The organism is Paraburkholderia sp. J67, assembly GCF_905220265.1.
Taxonomy (GTDB): domain Bacteria; phylum Pseudomonadota; class Gammaproteobacteria; order Burkholderiales; family Burkholderiaceae; genus Paraburkholderia.
In genome coordinates this window covers 18713-35189 of sequence record NZ_CAJMZK010000045.1, presented here as the reverse complement: position 1 = coordinate 35189, position 16477 = coordinate 18713, and the positions used below count along the sequence as shown (strand labels likewise).

Annotated in this window: 17 protein-coding genes; 5 read left to right on the top strand and 12 right to left on the bottom strand. The window is 65.1% G+C overall.

All coding sequences use genetic code 11. The features are described 5' to 3' along the window. Positions 1-257 precede the first annotated feature (257 nt). The 7 genes from U5782_RS39865 to U5782_RS39835 form a co-directional block, all read right to left on the bottom strand. Positions 258-812, bottom strand: coding sequence for a phosphonate degradation HD-domain oxygenase (locus tag U5782_RS39865; RefSeq protein ID WP_322049358.1), 555 nt, complete (start codon positions 810-812; stop codon positions 258-260). 71 nt (positions 813-883) lie between these two features. After that, complete coding sequence (locus U5782_RS39860; protein WP_322049362.1) at positions 884-1471, bottom strand: GntR family transcriptional regulator; 588 nt, start codon at positions 1469-1471, stop codon at positions 884-886. A gap of 106 nt (positions 1472-1577) precedes the next feature. Beyond that, positions 1578-2468, bottom strand: a complete 891-nt coding sequence (gene phnV, locus U5782_RS39855) for a 2-aminoethylphosphonate ABC transport system, membrane component PhnV (RefSeq protein WP_322049357.1) — start codon at positions 2466-2468, stop codon at positions 1578-1580. Beyond that, the gene (locus tag U5782_RS39850; RefSeq protein WP_322049356.1) at positions 2458-3366 is read right to left on the bottom strand and encodes a 2-aminoethylphosphonate ABC transporter permease subunit; all 909 of its coding nucleotides are present in this window, start codon (positions 3364-3366) and stop codon (positions 2458-2460) included. Before U5782_RS39850 ends, phnV begins: the two co-directional genes overlap by 11 nt. Then, positions 3344-4453 carry a 2-aminoethylphosphonate ABC transport system ATP-binding subunit PhnT gene (phnT, locus tag U5782_RS39845; protein ID WP_415914494.1) on the bottom strand — a complete coding sequence of 370 codons (1110 nt, stop codon included), beginning with the start codon at positions 4451-4453 and terminating at the stop codon, positions 3344-3346. Before phnT ends, U5782_RS39850 begins: the two co-directional genes overlap by 23 nt. Positions 4454-4493: 40 nt before the next feature. After that, positions 4494-5579, bottom strand: coding sequence for a 2-aminoethylphosphonate ABC transporter substrate-binding protein (gene phnS / locus U5782_RS39840; protein ID WP_322049355.1), 1086 nt, complete (start codon positions 5577-5579; stop codon positions 4494-4496). 455 nt (positions 5580-6034) lie between these two features. Beyond that, positions 6035-6790: a DeoR/GlpR family DNA-binding transcription regulator gene (locus U5782_RS39835; RefSeq protein WP_322049354.1), complete on the bottom strand. Its 756-nt coding sequence runs from the start codon at positions 6788-6790 to the stop codon at positions 6035-6037. A 222-nt stretch (positions 6791-7012) separates the two neighbouring features. Between U5782_RS39835 and U5782_RS39830 the strand changes: the two genes are divergently transcribed. Together U5782_RS39830 and U5782_RS39825 are read left to right on the top strand one after the other, a co-directional pair. Continuing rightward, entirely contained in the window at positions 7013-8587 is a 1575-nt protein-coding gene (locus U5782_RS39830) for an ABC1 kinase family protein (protein WP_322049353.1), read from the top strand. Positions 8588-8849: 262 nt separating this feature from the next. Continuing rightward, a complete protein-coding gene (locus U5782_RS39825) occupies positions 8850-9725 on the top strand; it encodes a DMT family transporter (protein ID WP_322049360.1) in 876 nt (291 codons plus the stop codon). A 27-nt stretch (positions 9726-9752) separates the two neighbouring features. Here the strand turns inward: U5782_RS39825 and U5782_RS39820 are convergent, their stop codons facing one another. From U5782_RS39820 to U5782_RS39810, 3 genes are all read right to left on the bottom strand, one after another. After that, on the bottom strand, positions 9753-10892 hold the full coding sequence (locus U5782_RS39820) for a L,D-transpeptidase (RefSeq protein ID WP_415914497.1): 1140 nt from the start codon (positions 10890-10892) through the stop codon (positions 9753-9755). Positions 10893-11369: 477 nt separating this feature from the next. Beyond that, positions 11370-11651: an RNA-binding protein gene (locus U5782_RS39815; protein WP_322049352.1), complete on the bottom strand. Its 282-nt coding sequence runs from the start codon at positions 11649-11651 to the stop codon at positions 11370-11372. 330 nt (positions 11652-11981) lie between these two features. Next, positions 11982-12581, bottom strand: a complete 600-nt coding sequence (locus U5782_RS39810; protein WP_322049351.1) for a hypothetical protein — start codon at positions 12579-12581, stop codon at positions 11982-11984. A gap of 550 nt (positions 12582-13131) precedes the next feature. Between U5782_RS39810 and U5782_RS39805 the strand changes: the two genes are divergently transcribed. Continuing rightward, positions 13132-13641, top strand: a complete 510-nt coding sequence (locus U5782_RS39805; protein ID WP_322049350.1) for a DUF1993 domain-containing protein — start codon at positions 13132-13134, stop codon at positions 13639-13641. A gap of 86 nt (positions 13642-13727) precedes the next feature. Here U5782_RS39805 and U5782_RS39800 read toward each other — a convergent pair whose 3' ends face one another. Next, positions 13728-14354 (bottom strand): LysE family translocator, encoded by a 627-nt coding sequence (locus tag U5782_RS39800; RefSeq protein ID WP_322049349.1) that lies wholly within the window; start codon positions 14352-14354, stop codon positions 13728-13730. 136 nt (positions 14355-14490) lie between these two features. Here U5782_RS39800 and U5782_RS39795 point away from each other — a divergent pair, with 136 nt between their 5' ends. Together U5782_RS39795 and U5782_RS39790 are read left to right on the top strand one after the other, a co-directional pair. Next, the gene (locus tag U5782_RS39795; protein WP_322049348.1) at positions 14491-14955 is read left to right on the top strand and encodes an Lrp/AsnC family transcriptional regulator; all 465 of its coding nucleotides are present in this window, start codon (positions 14491-14493) and stop codon (positions 14953-14955) included. A gap of 43 nt (positions 14956-14998) precedes the next feature. Beyond that, positions 14999-15232 carry a hypothetical protein gene (locus tag U5782_RS39790; RefSeq protein WP_322049347.1) on the top strand — a complete coding sequence of 78 codons (234 nt, stop codon included), beginning with the start codon at positions 14999-15001 and terminating at the stop codon, positions 15230-15232. On the opposite strand, the gene U5782_RS39785 is transcribed toward U5782_RS39790, so the two are convergent. Continuing rightward, a complete protein-coding gene (locus U5782_RS39785; protein WP_322049346.1) occupies positions 15229-16428 on the bottom strand; it encodes a fumarylacetoacetate hydrolase family protein in 1200 nt (399 codons plus the stop codon). The two genes, U5782_RS39790 and U5782_RS39785, sit on opposite strands and share 4 nt — an antisense overlap. Positions 16429-16477: the final 49 nt, after the last annotated feature.

Genomic DNA, 16477 nt, shown 5'->3' with positions numbered 1-16477 from the left:
TTGCTGCATCAGCAGCAGAGAAACGAGATTATGAAGACTATCGAGCGAATCGTCAACAAGTTTTTTTACTTCACTTCAAACTTGCTGGCGTGATTGAAAACTACTCAAACGCGCTCGAAAGACTTCAAAGCCCTTAATCGGACTTCCCGCCTCCCCGCATCCTCATGTCGAGAATGCGAAGGAGCGGAATTCTAGTCACGGGCTTGTCATCTGGCAAGCGGTTTTTCGAACCTCTTGAAAATCGACGCGAGAACGCCTTACGCGTGACGTTGCATCACGCGATCGACGATCTGCAGATAGTGATCAATGCCGGGCGTCTCTTTGCCCGCGACCTTTGCGAGGTCGTCCCATCGACGCAGCCGCACCGCATCTTCGGCATAAGGGCGTGCCGCGAAAGCACGCGCGCCCTCCTCATCGAAAATGCCGCCTTGCAGTTGCAGGCTGCGCACCGAGTCAGCCGACAAGCAGCTGAAATACGCATCGTCGGTCGCGCACAGATAGCGCTTCGCATCGACATGCAGGCGAATCGGCTCCAGCACGCTTTCCGGCAGGATCGGGCGCAGGAAGGGCAACGCATAGTATTGGTGGAGGTCGTCGATACCGCGCTCGGTCGGCGATTCGCCCAGCTGATTCAGCAGATGCCCGAGATCGTGCAGGAAAGCCGCCGCCACGAGTTCCTCGCTTGCCCCACCCTCTTCCGCCAGCGCGCCGCTTTGCAGCGCGTGTTCGAGTTGCGTTACCGGCTCGCCGCTATACGCCTGCCCACCGTGCTGCTCGAACAGGCCGCGAATATCATCCAGACTCAGTGCCATGCTTTTCTACTCCCTTTCGTCGAACTCGACGGGGCGGCCTTAGCGTTCGCCGCCGTCGTTCTGCTCACCCCTCAGCGCATGAGAGCTGCCGCCTCGTCGGCGTCGCGCGAGGCGAGCGCGTTCAATATCGCCCGATGCCGTGCATAAGACACCTGCCGTTGCGCCTCGTCGATCTGCGCGCGCTGCGCCAGGCGCGCTTCTCTCACCGCGCGCCGATACGTCTCGTGCAACTTGCCATTGCCCGCCGCCGCCACCAGCGCATCGCGAAACGCTTCGCACGCACGCGCGAATTCACCGTCGTCGTCGAGCGCCTCGCGCATGCCGTCGAGCCGCTCGCGCAATGCGGCCACCTGCGCTGCGTCGATGCGCGATGCCAGCAAGCGGCACGCAGCTTCTTCAAGTACCGCGCAAACCATCGCCAGTTCGCCAGCTTCAACGTCCGAAACACGGCGCACGAAAACACCGCGATGCTTCTCGTTGCGTACGAGCCCGGCCTGCTCCAGCGCACGCAGCGCTTCGCGCACCGGCCCGCGCGACACCTGCAGGCGTGCGGCCCATTCGACCTCGACGAGCTTCGCACCAGGGGCCAGTTGACCGAGCGCGATGCAGCGCTCGATCTCCTCGCGCACGAGGTCGGTCAGCGAATGCTGGCGCACCATCGCGAGCGGCGTCGGCGCCGCAGCGGAACTGGCCTCTCCTCCAGCATGCGCCACGCCCTCAATACCTCGATGCGGCACGTCGATAGACATCGAGTCCATCATCGTTTCAGTCCGCACGCTTGCGGGGGGCACGCGCCGCAATCAACAGCAACGCCACCAGCGAAACGACCAGCAGGATCAGCGAGAGCGCCGATGCCGGCAGATAGTAACCACGCTCGACCGCGCCAACCACGACGATCGGCACCGTCGCAAAGCCCGGCGGATACACCGTAAGCGTCGCGCCGAGTTCGCCGAGCGAGAGCGCGAAGCCCAGCGCGAGACTCGCGCGAATCGCCGGCACCAGTTGCGGCAGCACCACGCGGCGCAGCACCATCGCGGGCGGCGCACCGAGGCTGGCCGCCGCTTCGCGCAGGATCGTGAGTTCGGGACGCAATGCCGCCGACGCGCAGCGATAGCAAAACGGCAACACCAGCGCAAGCTGCACGAACACGACGATCGCCGCCGAGCTCGACAGATCCACGGGCGCCTTGTGATAGGCGATCAGCACCGCGAGGCCCAGCACCACGCTCGGCACGCCATTGGGCACCATCGCGAGCGTATCGACCACCACGCCCAGGCCCTTGCGATCGCGCCCTTCGAGCGCGAGTGCGAGCCACAGGCCCAGCGCCGTGCCGAGCACCGCCACGCCGAAACCGATTTCGAGACTCGTGACGAGCGCGTCGAAGTCGCTCGAACCAAGGCGCTCGAACCAGCGCATACTGAAGCCGTCGGGCAGGATCGTGCCGGACCAGTGCGAAGCCACGCTCGACAGCGCGACCACGATCACCGGCAGCACGAACAACCAGAAGCACAGCAGCGCGGCCAGCGCGAGCAGCACACCGCTACCGATACGCGCGAGCACGCCGCGTTCGACGGGCCGCGCCCGCAGATGTCGGGGCGGCAGCGTGACCGGGTCCGCGGCTGCGCCCACGGGATTGATCGAAGAGTTACTTGCCATTGCGCGCGCCTCCATGACTGCGGCGATTCACGCGCCGATACAGCGCATACAAAGAGAGCGACATCGCGAGCATCACGACTGCGCCCGCGGCGGCGGTCGGCAGATCGAGATCGACGGTTGCCGAGCTATAGATCGCCACCGGCAGCGTGACCAGATGCGCGCTGCCGAGTACGAGCAGAATGCCGAACTCGTTGAACGTCAGCAGGAAACAAAGGATCGTGCCTGCGGCGATACCCGGCCAGGCGAGCGGCAGGATCACGCGCGCGGCGACCATGCGGTTGTTCGCGCCGAGGCTACGCGCCGCTTCGATCAGGCGCATATCGAGCAACGAGAATGCGGCCAGCGTCGGACGCACCACGAACGGCGCGTAAAACACCACTTCCGCCAGCACCACCCCGCCGATACCGAACAGGAAATCGAGCGGCGGCGACTGCAGATGAAAGAGCCGTTGCAGCCCGATGCTCACCGAACCCTGCGAGCCGTACAGGAAGATCAGCGTGAACGCGACGAGAAACGACGGGAACGCCACGAACAGTTCCAGAAAGCGCGTCACGAGGCTCGCGCCCGGAAACGGTTTGAAGAACAGGATCGCCGCGATCGCCACGCCTAGCAGCGAGGCGAGGCCCGCGCTCAGGAAAAGAATCCACAGCGTCGTGCCGATCACGCCGCGCGAATCGGGATTGCCGAAGAAGGTTGCGTACGCACCGAAGCTCAGACCATGCGCGCCGGTCAGGCTCAGCAGCACGAGGCGCACGAGCGGATAGACCACGAGCGGTCCAAGCACGAACACGAGCAGGAAGGCGATGTGCCACTGCGCGCGGCGCTCGCGCCGACGCACGGCGGCTGCGTGGGCGTCGGCGCCCGGCAGCGGGAAATCAGGGGTTGATAAGGACGACATCGTCAGCCTCGTAACGCAGGGACACACGCATGCCTTTTGCCGGCGTCATGCCGTGGCCGCGCTGCATGGTGACGAGCACCGGTTCATTCGGCATCGCGTCGAGCAACACCGGCACGGAAAGCACCGAGCCATACCATTCGACCGACTCGATCGTGCCGTGCAGCGCGCCTTCGCCGAGCGGCGCAATGCGCAGGCTTTCCGGGCGCAGGCAGGCGAGCTTGTCGCGCACATCGTGGCGCGGATCGCCGACGGGGAACGCCACGCCCGGCGGCAGCAGGTTCGCCGCGCCCAGATAACGCGCCACATAGGCGTCATTGGGCGTGTCGTAAAGCTCCTGCGGCGTGCCCAGTTGCGCGATGTGGCCATCGCGCATGAGCAGCGTGCGATCGGAAAGCACCAGCGCGTCGTCCTGATCGTGCGTCACGCAGACGATCGTCAGATTCGGCAGGCGCTCGTGCAGCGCCTTGAGTTCGGAGCGAACCGAAGCGCGCAGATTGGCGTCGAGCGCCGAAAGCGGTTCGTCGAGCAGCAGCACGTCCGGCTCGATCACGAGTGCGCGCGCCAGCGCCACACGTTGCTGCATGCCGCCCGAGAGTTGCGCGGGCATCACGTGCCCCGCATCGCCGAGCTGCACGAGCTTGAGCGCATCGGCCACGCGTCGCGCGATGTCGCGCGACGGCACGCGGCGCGCCTTGAGGCCGAACGCGACATTCTCGAACACCGAGAGGTGCGGAAACAGCGCATAGCTCTGGAACAGCAGACCCAGATTGCGCTGATGCGGCGGCACGTGCGTCAGATCGCGGCCCGCGACGGTCAGCGTGCCGGCGAGTCCATCGGCTTCGATGAACCCGGCGATGAAGCGCAGCAAGGTGGTCTTGCCGCAACCGCTGCGGCCGAGCACGGTCAACAACTCGCCGCGACGGATCGTGAGCGACAGATCGTTGAGCACCGTGCGCGTGCCGAAACGCACGCTCAGATGATCGATCTGCACACCCGCCGCGCCGCGCGCGTCGGTTGCATCGGTCAGGCCGGACGCGTCCGGCAGGGCGCGGGCCATCTCGGCCGACGCAAGGCTTGCGGTATTCACCGGGTTCATCTCCTGCATGTGATACGGGGTAGTGCCTGACTTACTTCGGCTTGACGACTTCGAGCTGCTTGCCCGACGTGCCGATCACTTCGTTCTTCCAGCGCGTCGTCCAGTCAGCCTTCTTCGCCATCACCTGGTTCCAGTCCACCGGAATCAGCTTCACGCCTTCGATCGCCTGCTTGACCGCCGCGCCGTTCTTGCCCGAGAGCGCCACATCCGTGCGACCCGGAATGCCGAAGATGTCCGGCACCTTCGACTGCACGTCCGTCGACATCAGGTAGTCGATCAGCTTCTTGCCTTCGGCCTGGTTCGGGCCGTTCTTGATCAGACCGATCGCGTACGGCAGCTGGAACGTGGTCGGATGACCGCCAGCATCGGCTGCGAGGAAGATCGGCTTGAGCGACAGACCGCCGTTGGCCGCATCGTCGAGATCCATCTGCAGGTCGCCGTTGGCCACCGAGATTTCATTGCGCGAGAGCAGCACGTCGAGGTAGCCCGTGCCCTTGGTGTGGAACTTGGCGCTTTGCTCGAGCTTCTTGAGGTAGTCGAACGCCTTGTCTTCGCCCATCAGCGAGGTCGTGAGGATGATCACGGCCATGCCGTCGCCGGCCGTGGCCGGGTTCGAGTAAGCGACCTTGCCCGAGTAGTCCGGGTGCAGCAGGTCAGCAAACGTCTTCGGCTGATTCTTCACCACTTCCGGGTTGATCGCGAACGAGAAGTAGTTGTTCACGAACGTCGCCCACGAACCGTCCGACGCCTTGGCGATCGTCGGCACGTTCTTGTAGTTCACGCTCTGGTACGGCTGCAGCAAGCCGCCTTGCTGGGCTTGCTGGATGAACGGCGGCAGCGTGACGATCACGTCGGCCTTCGGCGCATCTTTTTCGACGTTGGCGCGGTTCACAACTTCGCCACTGCCGGCCGTCACGATATTGACCTTCACGCCTTCCTTCTTTTCGAAGGCCGGCAGCACGTCGCGGTAGAGATTTTCGAGGCCGTCAGCCGTGTACAGCACGACCGCGTCGGCGGCATGGGCGCTCATCGCGGCGCATTGCAGCAGCGTGGCGGCGACCATCATCGGCAGCGCTTTGCGTGCGAAACCCGCGCGATGGGAATTCCTGTGGTTCATGTCACTCTCCGAAGGCAAAAACCATGTGCTCGGGGTTACCCGATGCGTGTTTGGTGAATCGTCGAAAGTCGGCGGACTGCGCCGCCTGCCTCTGCCCGTGCGCCGCGGTCGGGTCTATGCACCCCGGTCTGGCGCGGGGATTGCAGATTGTCTGCAATCCATCGACGCCAACCTTAAACCGCCCAGCCGCGAGGCGCGCGGGGAACCTCCCGTGTCGCGCGCCAGCCCCGTCTGCACGGGCCCGGCAAGAATCACAGGTTTTCATGACACGGCCGTGACGATTGTGGCGTTTGTCAAAAAATTCCACAATTCGCCAAAAATAAGCAAATTGCCAGACGTGGAAAAACCTCGCAGGCGCGCGTTTGCGCGTACGAGGGAACGGCGGATCAGATCAGGAAGAACGGACTATGAGGACACGCGGCACGAGAGCGCGCCGCGTCCTGAGAGGAAGCGAATCAGGCCACGACGAGTTCAGGCCCGCGCGACTCGATCGCGCGCGCGACGCCCTTTTCGGGCGCGAGTTCGGTGATGACGTAGCGCGCCCGCTCGAAACCGTTGATGCGCACGGGCGTCATGCGGCCGAATTTCGAATGGTCCGCCACGACGATCGAGCATGCTGCCGCCGTGAGCATATGGCTGCGCACCTCGGCCACCATGCGCGAATAGTCGGTGAGCCAGCCATCGGCGGTGATGCCGCCCGCGCCGACGAAAGCGTAATCCGCGTGGTATTGCGAGAGTTGCTGCACGGTGTCGAGACCGAACGTGGCTTCCTCGTGATCGGACAACTCGCCGCCCAGCAGCGTCACGCGGTTCTCGTTGCGTCGACCAAGCAACAGCGCGATACGCCAGTCGTTGGTATAGACCGTGAGGCGATGACGATCGGTGAGCGCGCGCGCAAGTGCGTGCGTCGTGCTGCCCGAGTCGATGATGACCGACGCGCCGTCAGGCACGAACTCTGCTGCTCGTTCGCCGATCGCGCGTTTGGCGCTGGCGTTCGCGGTGTCGCGCACATCGAGGTCGGGCTCGCGCCGGTCGCTCGACAGCGCGCCGCCATGCGTCGTCACCAGCAGCCCGCGGCCGGCCAGGGTGTTGAGATCGCGGCGGATGGTTTCGCGCGAGACACGCAGTTCTCGCACGAGGTCTGCCACCGAGAGCGCGCCGGTCCGGTTCACTTGCGAAAGGATGTATTGGTGACGTTGTTCTGCGAGCATCTGAGGGGGCGCACGGCGCACGTGAAATCGGAAAGGCCGCCGTATTGTATTACGCGCACTCCCGCGCCGCGTCGGCGTGGCGGCATGCGTCATGCATGCGGCGCGTGTCGGCCTCCGTAGAAGCGCGCCCTGCCGCCGCGCGATCATCCCTGCTAATCTCGTGTTGACCGTCCGGGGCAACGGACAGCCGACCGTTCTGTCGTCACTGCAACCGCCGAATCCATGCGTTCAAGACTTCGCCAACTGCGTCTTTTGTTCTGCGCACTGCGCTATGGCATCCGGCTGATCTGGCGCGCAGCGCCCGAGCACCACAAGCTGCACTGGATCGTCTCGCTCGCCGCGAACATGCGTGAAAACGAACGCCTCGCCACGCATCTGTCGAGCGCATTGCCGCGTCTCGCGCCGCTGGCGAGCGCCTTCGCGCAATCCGTCGCCACCCATCCCGAGCTTGCAGCCTCGACGCTGCACGACGCCATCGACACGATCGAGCATTTCGAGGACCCGCTCACGCCTGAAGAGTTGAACGCCGCGTTGCAGAGCGCGCTCGGCAAGCCGCCCCAAACGCTCTTTTCCTGGATCGATCCCAAGCCCTGCCACAACGGCTGGTGCGAGCAGACGCACGTCGCGCGCCTGCAACTGCCCGCCAACGGCCATCAAATGGTGACGGTGCGCATATTGCGCGCGAAACAGGCCCAGGAAGTCGATGACGATGCGGCGCTCCTCTGTGCGGTCGCGCGCTGGCTCGAGCGCTTGTCGGGCGGTGCGCGCAAGCTGCGCCTGCGCACGCTGGCCCAGACGCTGCGCGACGATCTGCAACGCCGCTTCGACCTGCGGGCGCAGGCGGCCAACCTGAGCCAGAGCGGCCATCACCTCGCGAACGACACCCGCGTGCTCGTGCCCGACGTGATCTGGGATCTCTGCACGCCGCACACCCTCACCGTCGAACACATCGCCACGCTGCCCGCAACCGATGTTGCCGGTCTCACGATGCATCACGTCAACGTGACGCGCGTGGCCGCGCATCTGATCGAGGTGGTCACGCAGCAGGCGTTCGAGCATGGCTTCTTTCACGCGGCCTTCGACGCGCGCCGCGTGGCCGTGAGCATCGAGCCGCAGACGCGCGGCCGCCTCGTGTTCGCCAGCGCCGCGCTGATGACGTCGCTCTCGTCGCCGGAGCGCGAATTCTTCGTGCACGGCGCGACCGCGCTATTCGACCAGGACTATGGGCGACTCGCGGCCATGCATCACGCGGCAGGACACGTGCCCTCGCACGCGCGCCCCGAGCAGATCGAGGCGGAACTGCGTACCCGCAGCGAAGCCCATTTCGCCGACGAGGCGGGCGAGCGCAGCGCGGGCGATCTGTTCCATCATCTGCTGCATGCCGTGCAGCCGTTCGGCGGTGAGGTGTCGCCACGGCTCGCGGCTGCGCAGCGGGCGTTCGGTCAGGCCGAGGCGCTGGCGCGCACGATTCATCCCGCCGTGGATGCGTGGGGTATCGCCAGGACGACGCTCGGCGACATCGCGCGGCGCGACCTCGGCCATCACGGCTGGATCAAGCGGCTCTCGCAGGAGTTGCCGCATCTCGCGCAGATCGCGCCGCGCGTGCCGCAACTCCTCTATCGCTTCTTGCACCATCACGCTGGCGCGACACACGGTCAGCCCGGTGTACATGGGCAGACCCAGACCGCACTGCTCGATGCCCTGCGGCGCGAGCATCGACGCACGCGGGCACTGCTTATCGCGTGCGCGGTGAGCGGAACGCTGATCGGCGTGGCGGCGACGCTGTTCGGCTCCTAGTTGTCTGGCTCCCGACTCCGCCTGGCCACTCCTCGCTCGTTCGGCTCGTCGACGAGGCGCGCAAGCGGTCTGCGTCGCTAACCCGCGTCTCGCGCGTCGATTGGGGTGAACTCGTGGACGGTGGGTGGATCTGGCTGTTAGTTGCGATTCATCGCTATCAGCCTGCGCACCGTCGTTGCCGAGTGCAGTCCTGAACAAGACCGCCACGGCCCGCGCGCGCGATACTCCGGGCCTTTCGCTTACCCGTGCGCCTCCCAGCCCGATGTTCGCCTCGCTCGCTCCCCCACTTTTTGTCGCCCTGTGGTCGACGGGCTTCGTCGTCGCCCGCGCCATCGCGCCTTACGCCGATCCCAATCTGTTTCTGCTCGCCCGCTTCAGCGGTACGGCGGCGCTGTTCGCTTGCGTCGCCCTGGCAATGCGCGCGTCGTGGCCGCGCGGACGCGACATCGGCAAGCACCTGCTCGCAGGCGCGCTGCTCCAGGGGGTGTATCTGGGCGCTGGCTACTGGGCGGTGGCGCAGGGTCTGAGCGCCGGAGTCATGGCGCTGCTCGGCGCGTTGCAGCCGCTGCTGACCGCCGCGCTGGCCGCACCGTTGTTCGGCGAACGGCTTTCGATGCGGCGCTGGCAAGGCATGTCGCTTGGTCTCGCAGGCGTGGTGCTCGTGCTGATGCCCAAGCTGCGCGCCGCCGCAGCCAGTGCATCCGGTGTACACGCCGACCCGCTGCTCGTGGTGATCGTCGCCGTGCTCGCGGTCGGCGCCATCACGGCGGGCACGCTCTATCAGAAGACATCGCTCGCGCAGGCCGATATTCGCAGCGCGAGCGCCGTGCAGAACGCCGGCGCCGCCATCGTCGCCGCGCTTCTGGCGCTCGCGCTGGGCGAACATCGCTGGGTCGCCTCGACGACGCTGTGGATCTCGCTTGCGTGGGGCATCGCGATGCTCTCGGGCGCAGGCGTGACGCTGCTCGTCTGGATGGTGCGCCACGGCGATGCGGCCAAAGCCACCGCGCTGCTGTTCCTCGCACCGCCGCTCGCGGCGCTGGAAAGCTGGCTACTGTTCCGCGAAACGCTCACGCCGATCCAGATCGCAGGCTTCGGCGTCGCGCTCGCGGGGGTGTTGATCGCGCGGCGCGGTTGAATCGGCGCGCCGCACGTCAGTCGACTATCAATCGGCCTTGTCGCCGCCTTTAGGCACCTTCGCGCGCGCCTGACTGCCCGGCGCGGGCGCCCAGGCGGGCCGCGTCTTGCGCGCGGAATCGATCACGACGATAAAACGTCCCGCCCACGGCGTGATCTCGCGATTCGAGTGCAGGACCCAGAGCGATTTGCCCGAATCGACGAGCGCCTGATACTCGGCGTCGATGATGCCGTTGTTGTCGATAAACGCGTTCAGCGACGCCGGGATACGCACGCAGCCCTTCGAATGGCGGATGCCGAGCAACGGTTCCAGGCGGTCGGGATCGGTCGCGTGCATCTGGAAGCGCATCTGCGAATAGCCGCCCTTGCCCCACCCCCGCTCGCCATCGACCCAGCCCAGATCGTAGATGCGCATGTCGCGCTTGCCGTAGCCGCGGATGCCGTTGTCGTTCATCGTGCCTTCCGCGCGGAAGTCCATATTCGACGGTGTGTGCTCGAACACGCCGAGCGGCGTGAGGAAGTGATCGAATTCGCCCGGCCGCCCCGTCGCGACCGGCGACGCGCCGATCATCTGCCACGTCTGGCCAGGCACAGCGCGGAAGTAGATGAAGAGCGCCTGCACGTTCGCGCTGCGATCCACGAGGATGACGTACTCGCCCGCCAGCGCACCGAGATCCTTTTCATCGAGCGCGGTTTGCAGACGCTGCCCATAGGCGCGCTGGTCGGCGATCGGCACGCGCAGGCGGCGCGTGACGCTGCGGGCGAAGGTGTCGCGCATCGCGAGTGCGCGGCGGGTTTCGTCGGCGGCCTGTTCTGGCGTGAGCTTTGGGTGCTCGGGCAACGTGAGCGGCGCGGGCCCCGAAGCGGCAAGCGGCGCGGACGCTGCGGGTGCCGAAGAAGCGGACTGCGCGGATTGTGCCGACGACGCAGGTCTGGTCGATGCTGCGCCAGAAGCAGACGAAGCGCTCGAAGCGGACGCTGTCGCGCCAGACGAAGCGGGTTTCGGCGCCACCGCCCGAGCCGACGCACCCGACGCCGCGGAAGCTGTCTGCCCCGCAGCCGAGGCCGCAGTCACGACATCCGCCGCCGTCGCGCTAGCGCCCCAGCCGGCAGCGCACAGAGCGGCGCACAGGGCAACGACGCCGGCGAACCGCGTCCGCTGCGCCACGCTTTGCGCTCCGCAATCGAGGTTCTTCGCGGTGCCCCCCCGGACACCACCGTTCACGCCCGCCTGAGCGCCGCGCGAAGAATTTTTGATCATCGTGAATCCGGCAGATTATGCGTTCTGTGTGAAAACAGGCGCCGCGCTTGCGCGCCGTCAGTCGATGCCGCGCAATTCGCGCGCCCGCGTATCGTCTGCCATTAAACCAGACATCGCGCACGCGCCGCGGCGTGGCAGCCAGGCCGCCGCATCGACATAACTACGCACGCGAAAACCACAAGGTGCGCGCATTCATGCGCATCCAATGATCGGCACCGGCCTGACCGTGGGTTCGCTGATGGGGTTCTGACGGAAATCGGAGACGGCGACGTGGGCAGTGCCGCCGTTGAGAGGATGAAGCTGCGCGCACGGGGATCGGCTTAACCGCCCGATCGACCCATGCCGCGCTCGGTAAAAGCGATGGCTTGAACGCCCGGCGGGCGCTTAGCGCGAGGCGGGACGTTGCTCTTGCGGCGGCTCGCTATCGAAGGGGGGCGCACTGACGCGCAGCGCCACGCCGGCAAGGTGGCGGCTTTGCAGTTCGCGCGCCACCGCTTCCCCGACATAGGGCACTTCCGAATCGAGTTCGAGATCCGCATGCGCGTTGGACGTGCCCGCGTCATACACCGTGACCGCCTTCGCATAGTGTCCGAGTTCGCGCGTGAAAAAGTCGCGCACTTCCTGCTCGCTACAGGTTTCGGGGACATTCCAGACAGTCAGGTGCATATCGGTCTACCGGTAATGGCGCGAACGCTCTGTACGAACGCGCACGGGTTGCAGGCTCGCACGCGCCGCGGCACGCATCCAGATCGACTGGCCAAGCACGGCTGCGCAAAGCAGGACGAATATCGAGAGACCGGACGCTAGCATTTCGCTCACTCCTCTTTATTGATATACGTCAGAGTAGACCGATTTTGTCGCGTGTGCACTGCGTCATATTGTCGAATCGTCGCGCGATTGCAAAACACGAGGACGCAACACGCATGCCTGCATGCGTACCCCGTGCCCTGCCTTAACCCGGACAGCGACGGGAAAGGGTCGAAAAATGGGGCAGCCTCAAGGACCTTCGTCGCGGCTCGCCGACGTGGTATCGCCGATATCGCTGCCACATTGCATCCGCGTGAGCTGGTCGTACTCGCGCGACCAGTTGCCCGCAATGATGGACTGGGCCTGCGTCAGCGAAATCCGGCCCGCGCATACGCAGCGCTTCAGCCTGACGGTGAGGAGCGACTTGCGACGTTCGCCGGCATGGCCGCCCCACGGCAGCAGGTCGAAATTCGCCGCTGCGTCGGGCGAGCCGCCCAGCAAGATAGGCACATGACGATCGAGCGCATACGTGACGCCGTCTTCGGCGTCGATGCCGCGCGACGCGAGCAGGCGCTCCTTCAACGCCATCGCTGCGTCGAACGGTGGCGCGACGATATCGGCGTAACCCGGCCGGCAGATCGTCTCAGCCAACGACTCCTGGGTCACGCGCGCGTCGAGCAGCCGCGGATCCTGCGCCCAGGCGGGCACGGCCCGCACTGCCCCGCCGACGGCGAGCGCCAGCAGTACGCCATGCAGCGCCGCACCCAGCGCGCGCGGCGTCGTGCGACGTGCCGCGCCGTTTGCCATGCGACGCACGGCCAGACAACTTTCTGCCAATTCTGCGTTCATGGTAGGCGCACCGTACGCTGCCGTACGATGCTGAATGGATGGTCAATGCCGGGTAATTAAAACACATTCAAATTTTCGCGTGGTGAAACTGCACCATGCCCCGACGGAGCGCACCGACCGATGCGCGCGCAGCAGGCAACAGACGCCGCGCCTGCCCAGTCCATTTGCCGACAACGCCGCTTGCCATGCGGCGCAACTGCGCGCGATCGCACCACGCGTCCAGGCCTCCGATTCAAAACGGAAATTTTCATTCGTTATCCGAAACAATGACTTGTTGACTACCACTTACTTAACATAAGCTTCATGCTCTTCCTCGCCTGGTTTGAGTCAGTCGACAGACTACTGGAGGTCGACGCGCGCGGCAGACGTCGTCCACGCCTCCCCACGCTCGAATCCCGCCGATACCGTCAATGAAATCAGAAAGGTCTACGCCCGCGCAAGATCGGCCATTCGGCCAATGGCGGCAGTCAGACCGTTGGCGCATAATGATCCGCCCGCTCAGCTCCGCACTGGAGTCCGGCGCGCCCAATCAAAGAAACGAGGAATCCCCATGTCCATCACCATGTATCAAGCCTCGGTACCCGTGCTCGTGCGCGGTCTCGCCAACCTGCAAACCATCATCGGCAAAGCACAGGCGCACGCCGCCGAAAAGCAGATCGACCCTTCGGTGCTGACCGGCGCACGGCTTTTCCCCGACATGCTGCCGCTCGCGCGCCAGATTCATATCGCCACGGATACCGCCAAGGGCTGCGCCGCACGTCTCGCGGGCGTCGATGCGCCGAAGTTCGAAGATGTGGAAGTGAGTTTCGACGATCTGGACACGCGCATCCAGAAGACGATCGACTATCTGAACACGTTCAAGCCCGAGCAGATCGACGGCACTGAGGACAAAAGCATCACGCTGAAGATGCGCGCAGGCCCGATCGACTTCACGGGCCAGAGCTATCTGCTGGGCTTCGTGCTGCCCAACTTCTACTTCCACGTGACCACGGCCTACGACATCCTGCGCCATAACGGCGTGGAGATCGGCAAGCTCGACTACCTCGGCCGCCCGAACTAAGCAGCGCGGCCCATCGCGCCGCGCAAGAATGGCTGCGGACCGCGTGGCCGGATGGCCAGGTCCGCCGCGTCAAGCGCAAGACGGTATCAGTCGAGCGAAAGCCGCACCGCGAAGCCGATCAGTGCAGAAGAGAACGCCCACTTCTGCACCGTCTGCGCGAGCGGATGGCGGCGCAACCACACCGCAATGCGTGCCGCGCCCAGCACATAGACGATGTCGAAAAGCGCGCAGACGATCACGAGCACGATGCCCAGCTCGATCACCTGCAACCAGACCGAACCCAGTTCGGGGCGGATGAACTGCGGCAGCAGCACCGAGCAGAACAGCAGCGCCTTCGGATTGAGCAGATTGGTCAGCAGCCCCTTGAGAAAATCCGCGCGCAACGGCCGCTCCGCGGCAACGCCGGCCTGCTCCGGCAATGCGAAGACCGGCGCACGGAAAATCTGCACGGCGATCCACGTCAGGTAAAGGGCCCCCACGTAACGCACGGCTTCATAGAGCCAAGGCGCGTTATGCAGCAGCGCCGCCAGTCCACACGCCGACAACGTCACGTGCGTGGCGCGCGCCAGCCCGAGCCCGCATGCCGCCGCAAAACCGCGTCGCGCGCCACGGCTCATGCTGGTTTGCATCACCAGCGCCATATCCGCACCGGGCAGTGCGCAAACGACGATCAGGGCGGCAATAAACATCAACATCAGGTGAGCGGAAATCATGATGGCCTCGGCTGGAAGAGGCTCTATGTTGCCGCTAAAGCTGGAGCGATTTCTGGCGTATTTTGCAGGCTATCCAGCGAGCACGAGTGGAATGCCCTAAAATTCTCACATCCGAACAGGAAAAGCACTCAGACGCATGAGCGACCTCGATAAACTCGATCGCGCCATCCTCGGCGCGTTGCAGGCCGACGGCCGGATGCCCAATGCGCGACTCGCGGAAACGGTCGGGTTGAGCGAGACACCCTGCGCGCGCCGCCTCAAGCGGCTCGAGCAGGACGGCTATATCGAGCGTTATCGCGCCATGCTCTCGCGCCGCGCGCTGGGCTATGGTGTGGTCGCCTATGTCTCGGTGCGTTTCGCGGTCCATGACCGCGCGCTCGCGGATCGTTTCGAGCGCGAAGTCTGCGCGATCGAGCGGATTCTCTCGTGCCATAACGTTGCCGGCACGGCAGACTATATTTTGATGATCGTCGCGCGCGACCTCGACGACTACGGCACCTTCATGCGCGACGAATTGCGCAGCCTGCCGGGCGTTACGTCGGTGGAATCGGCGCTGTCGCTGCGCGAAGTGAAATCCGAAGGCGGACTGCCGGTAGCGTGAGCGCCGCCCCGCCTTTCTCCCACTTTTTAAACCGGAGCTTTCGATGACCCCAGAACAGGCACGAGCCGAAGAAGCCGCCGCCGTGGACCGCGTGCTGAACGCCACACAGCGCGTCAAGACGGCGTTCACCGCCTTGCAGACGCAATTTCCGCCCGAAGGCGAAGGCCGCCCGTCACAGTTCGCGTTGCAGACTTTCGACGCCGCCTTGCAGGAACTCGAAGACGCCCAGGCGGCATTCGACGAACTGCTCAACGATCTGCTCGACGGCAACCGTTAAACACCGGCCACGATGCCGCGCGCCGCGAGATTCGCATAGAGCGCGCGCACGCCGAACGTCCACGGCGCGATCTCGTCGCACAGCTTGACCGTGTTGACGAGCGCGCCCAGTTGCGGCGTCGATATCGTCACGATGTCGCCGAGGTGATGCGTGAAGCCCGAGCCCGGCGCGTCGCGGTCCTGGATCGGTGAAAACATCGTGCCGAGGAACAGCATGAAGCCGTCCGGGTATTGATGATGCGGCCCGCAGGTCTGCTCCACGAGTTGTTGCGGATCGCGGCTGATTTCACGCATATGGCTGACGCCTTCGAGCACGAAGCCGTCGTCGACGCCCTCCACGCGCAGCGAAATGCTCGCCTCGCGCACCGAATCCATCGTGAATCGCCCATCGAACAGGCGCACGAACGGACCGATCGCACACGACCCGTTGTTGTCCTTGCACTTGCCGAGCAATAGCGCCGAGCGACCTTCGATATCGCGTAGATTCACATCGTTGCCGAGCGTCGCGCCTACTGCCTCGCCGCGCGCATTCACCGCCAGCACGATCTCCGGTTCGGGGTTGTTCCAGGCCGAAGCACGCAACAAACCCACGTCGGCGCCCAACCCCACTGCCGACATTGGCTGGGATTTCGAAAATACTTCGGCATCCGGACCAATTCCCACTTCGAGATATTGCGACCACGCGCCGCGCCGCTGCAACTCGGCCTTCAGGCGCATGGCGGCTTCCGACCCCGGCTCGATCGCCGAAAGATCCGTGCCGATCAGTGCGGCGATCGTCTCGCGCACTTGTGCGGCCTTCGCACGATCCCCGCCCGCTTGCTCCTCGATCACCCGCTCCACGAGGCTCACGGCGAACGTCACGCCGCAAGCCTTGATGGCCTGCACGTCGCACGGCGCAAGCAGGCGCGCTGGTGGTGCATCTACCGAATCCCGCGTTCCCGGCAGACTCGTCGCGAGCAATGCCTTCACGTCGCCGATCCATTCGCCCGGAGCATGACGCGCCGTTTCGGCCGCATCCGCACGATCGAACAGGTCGGCTGTGGTCGCGACGGTGCGCGTGATATCGAACACCTGATCGCCACGCACGACAACCACGCTCGGCCCCTCGTATGCGCCATCGCGCCGCCACACACGGCCGATCAACAGTGCATCTTCGAAATCGGCGGGCAAGAATCCGGAAACAGACGAATGGGCCATGAGCGTCAACCAGTTGCGTGACAGGAAGGGATAAAGTCCCTCGCGGCAT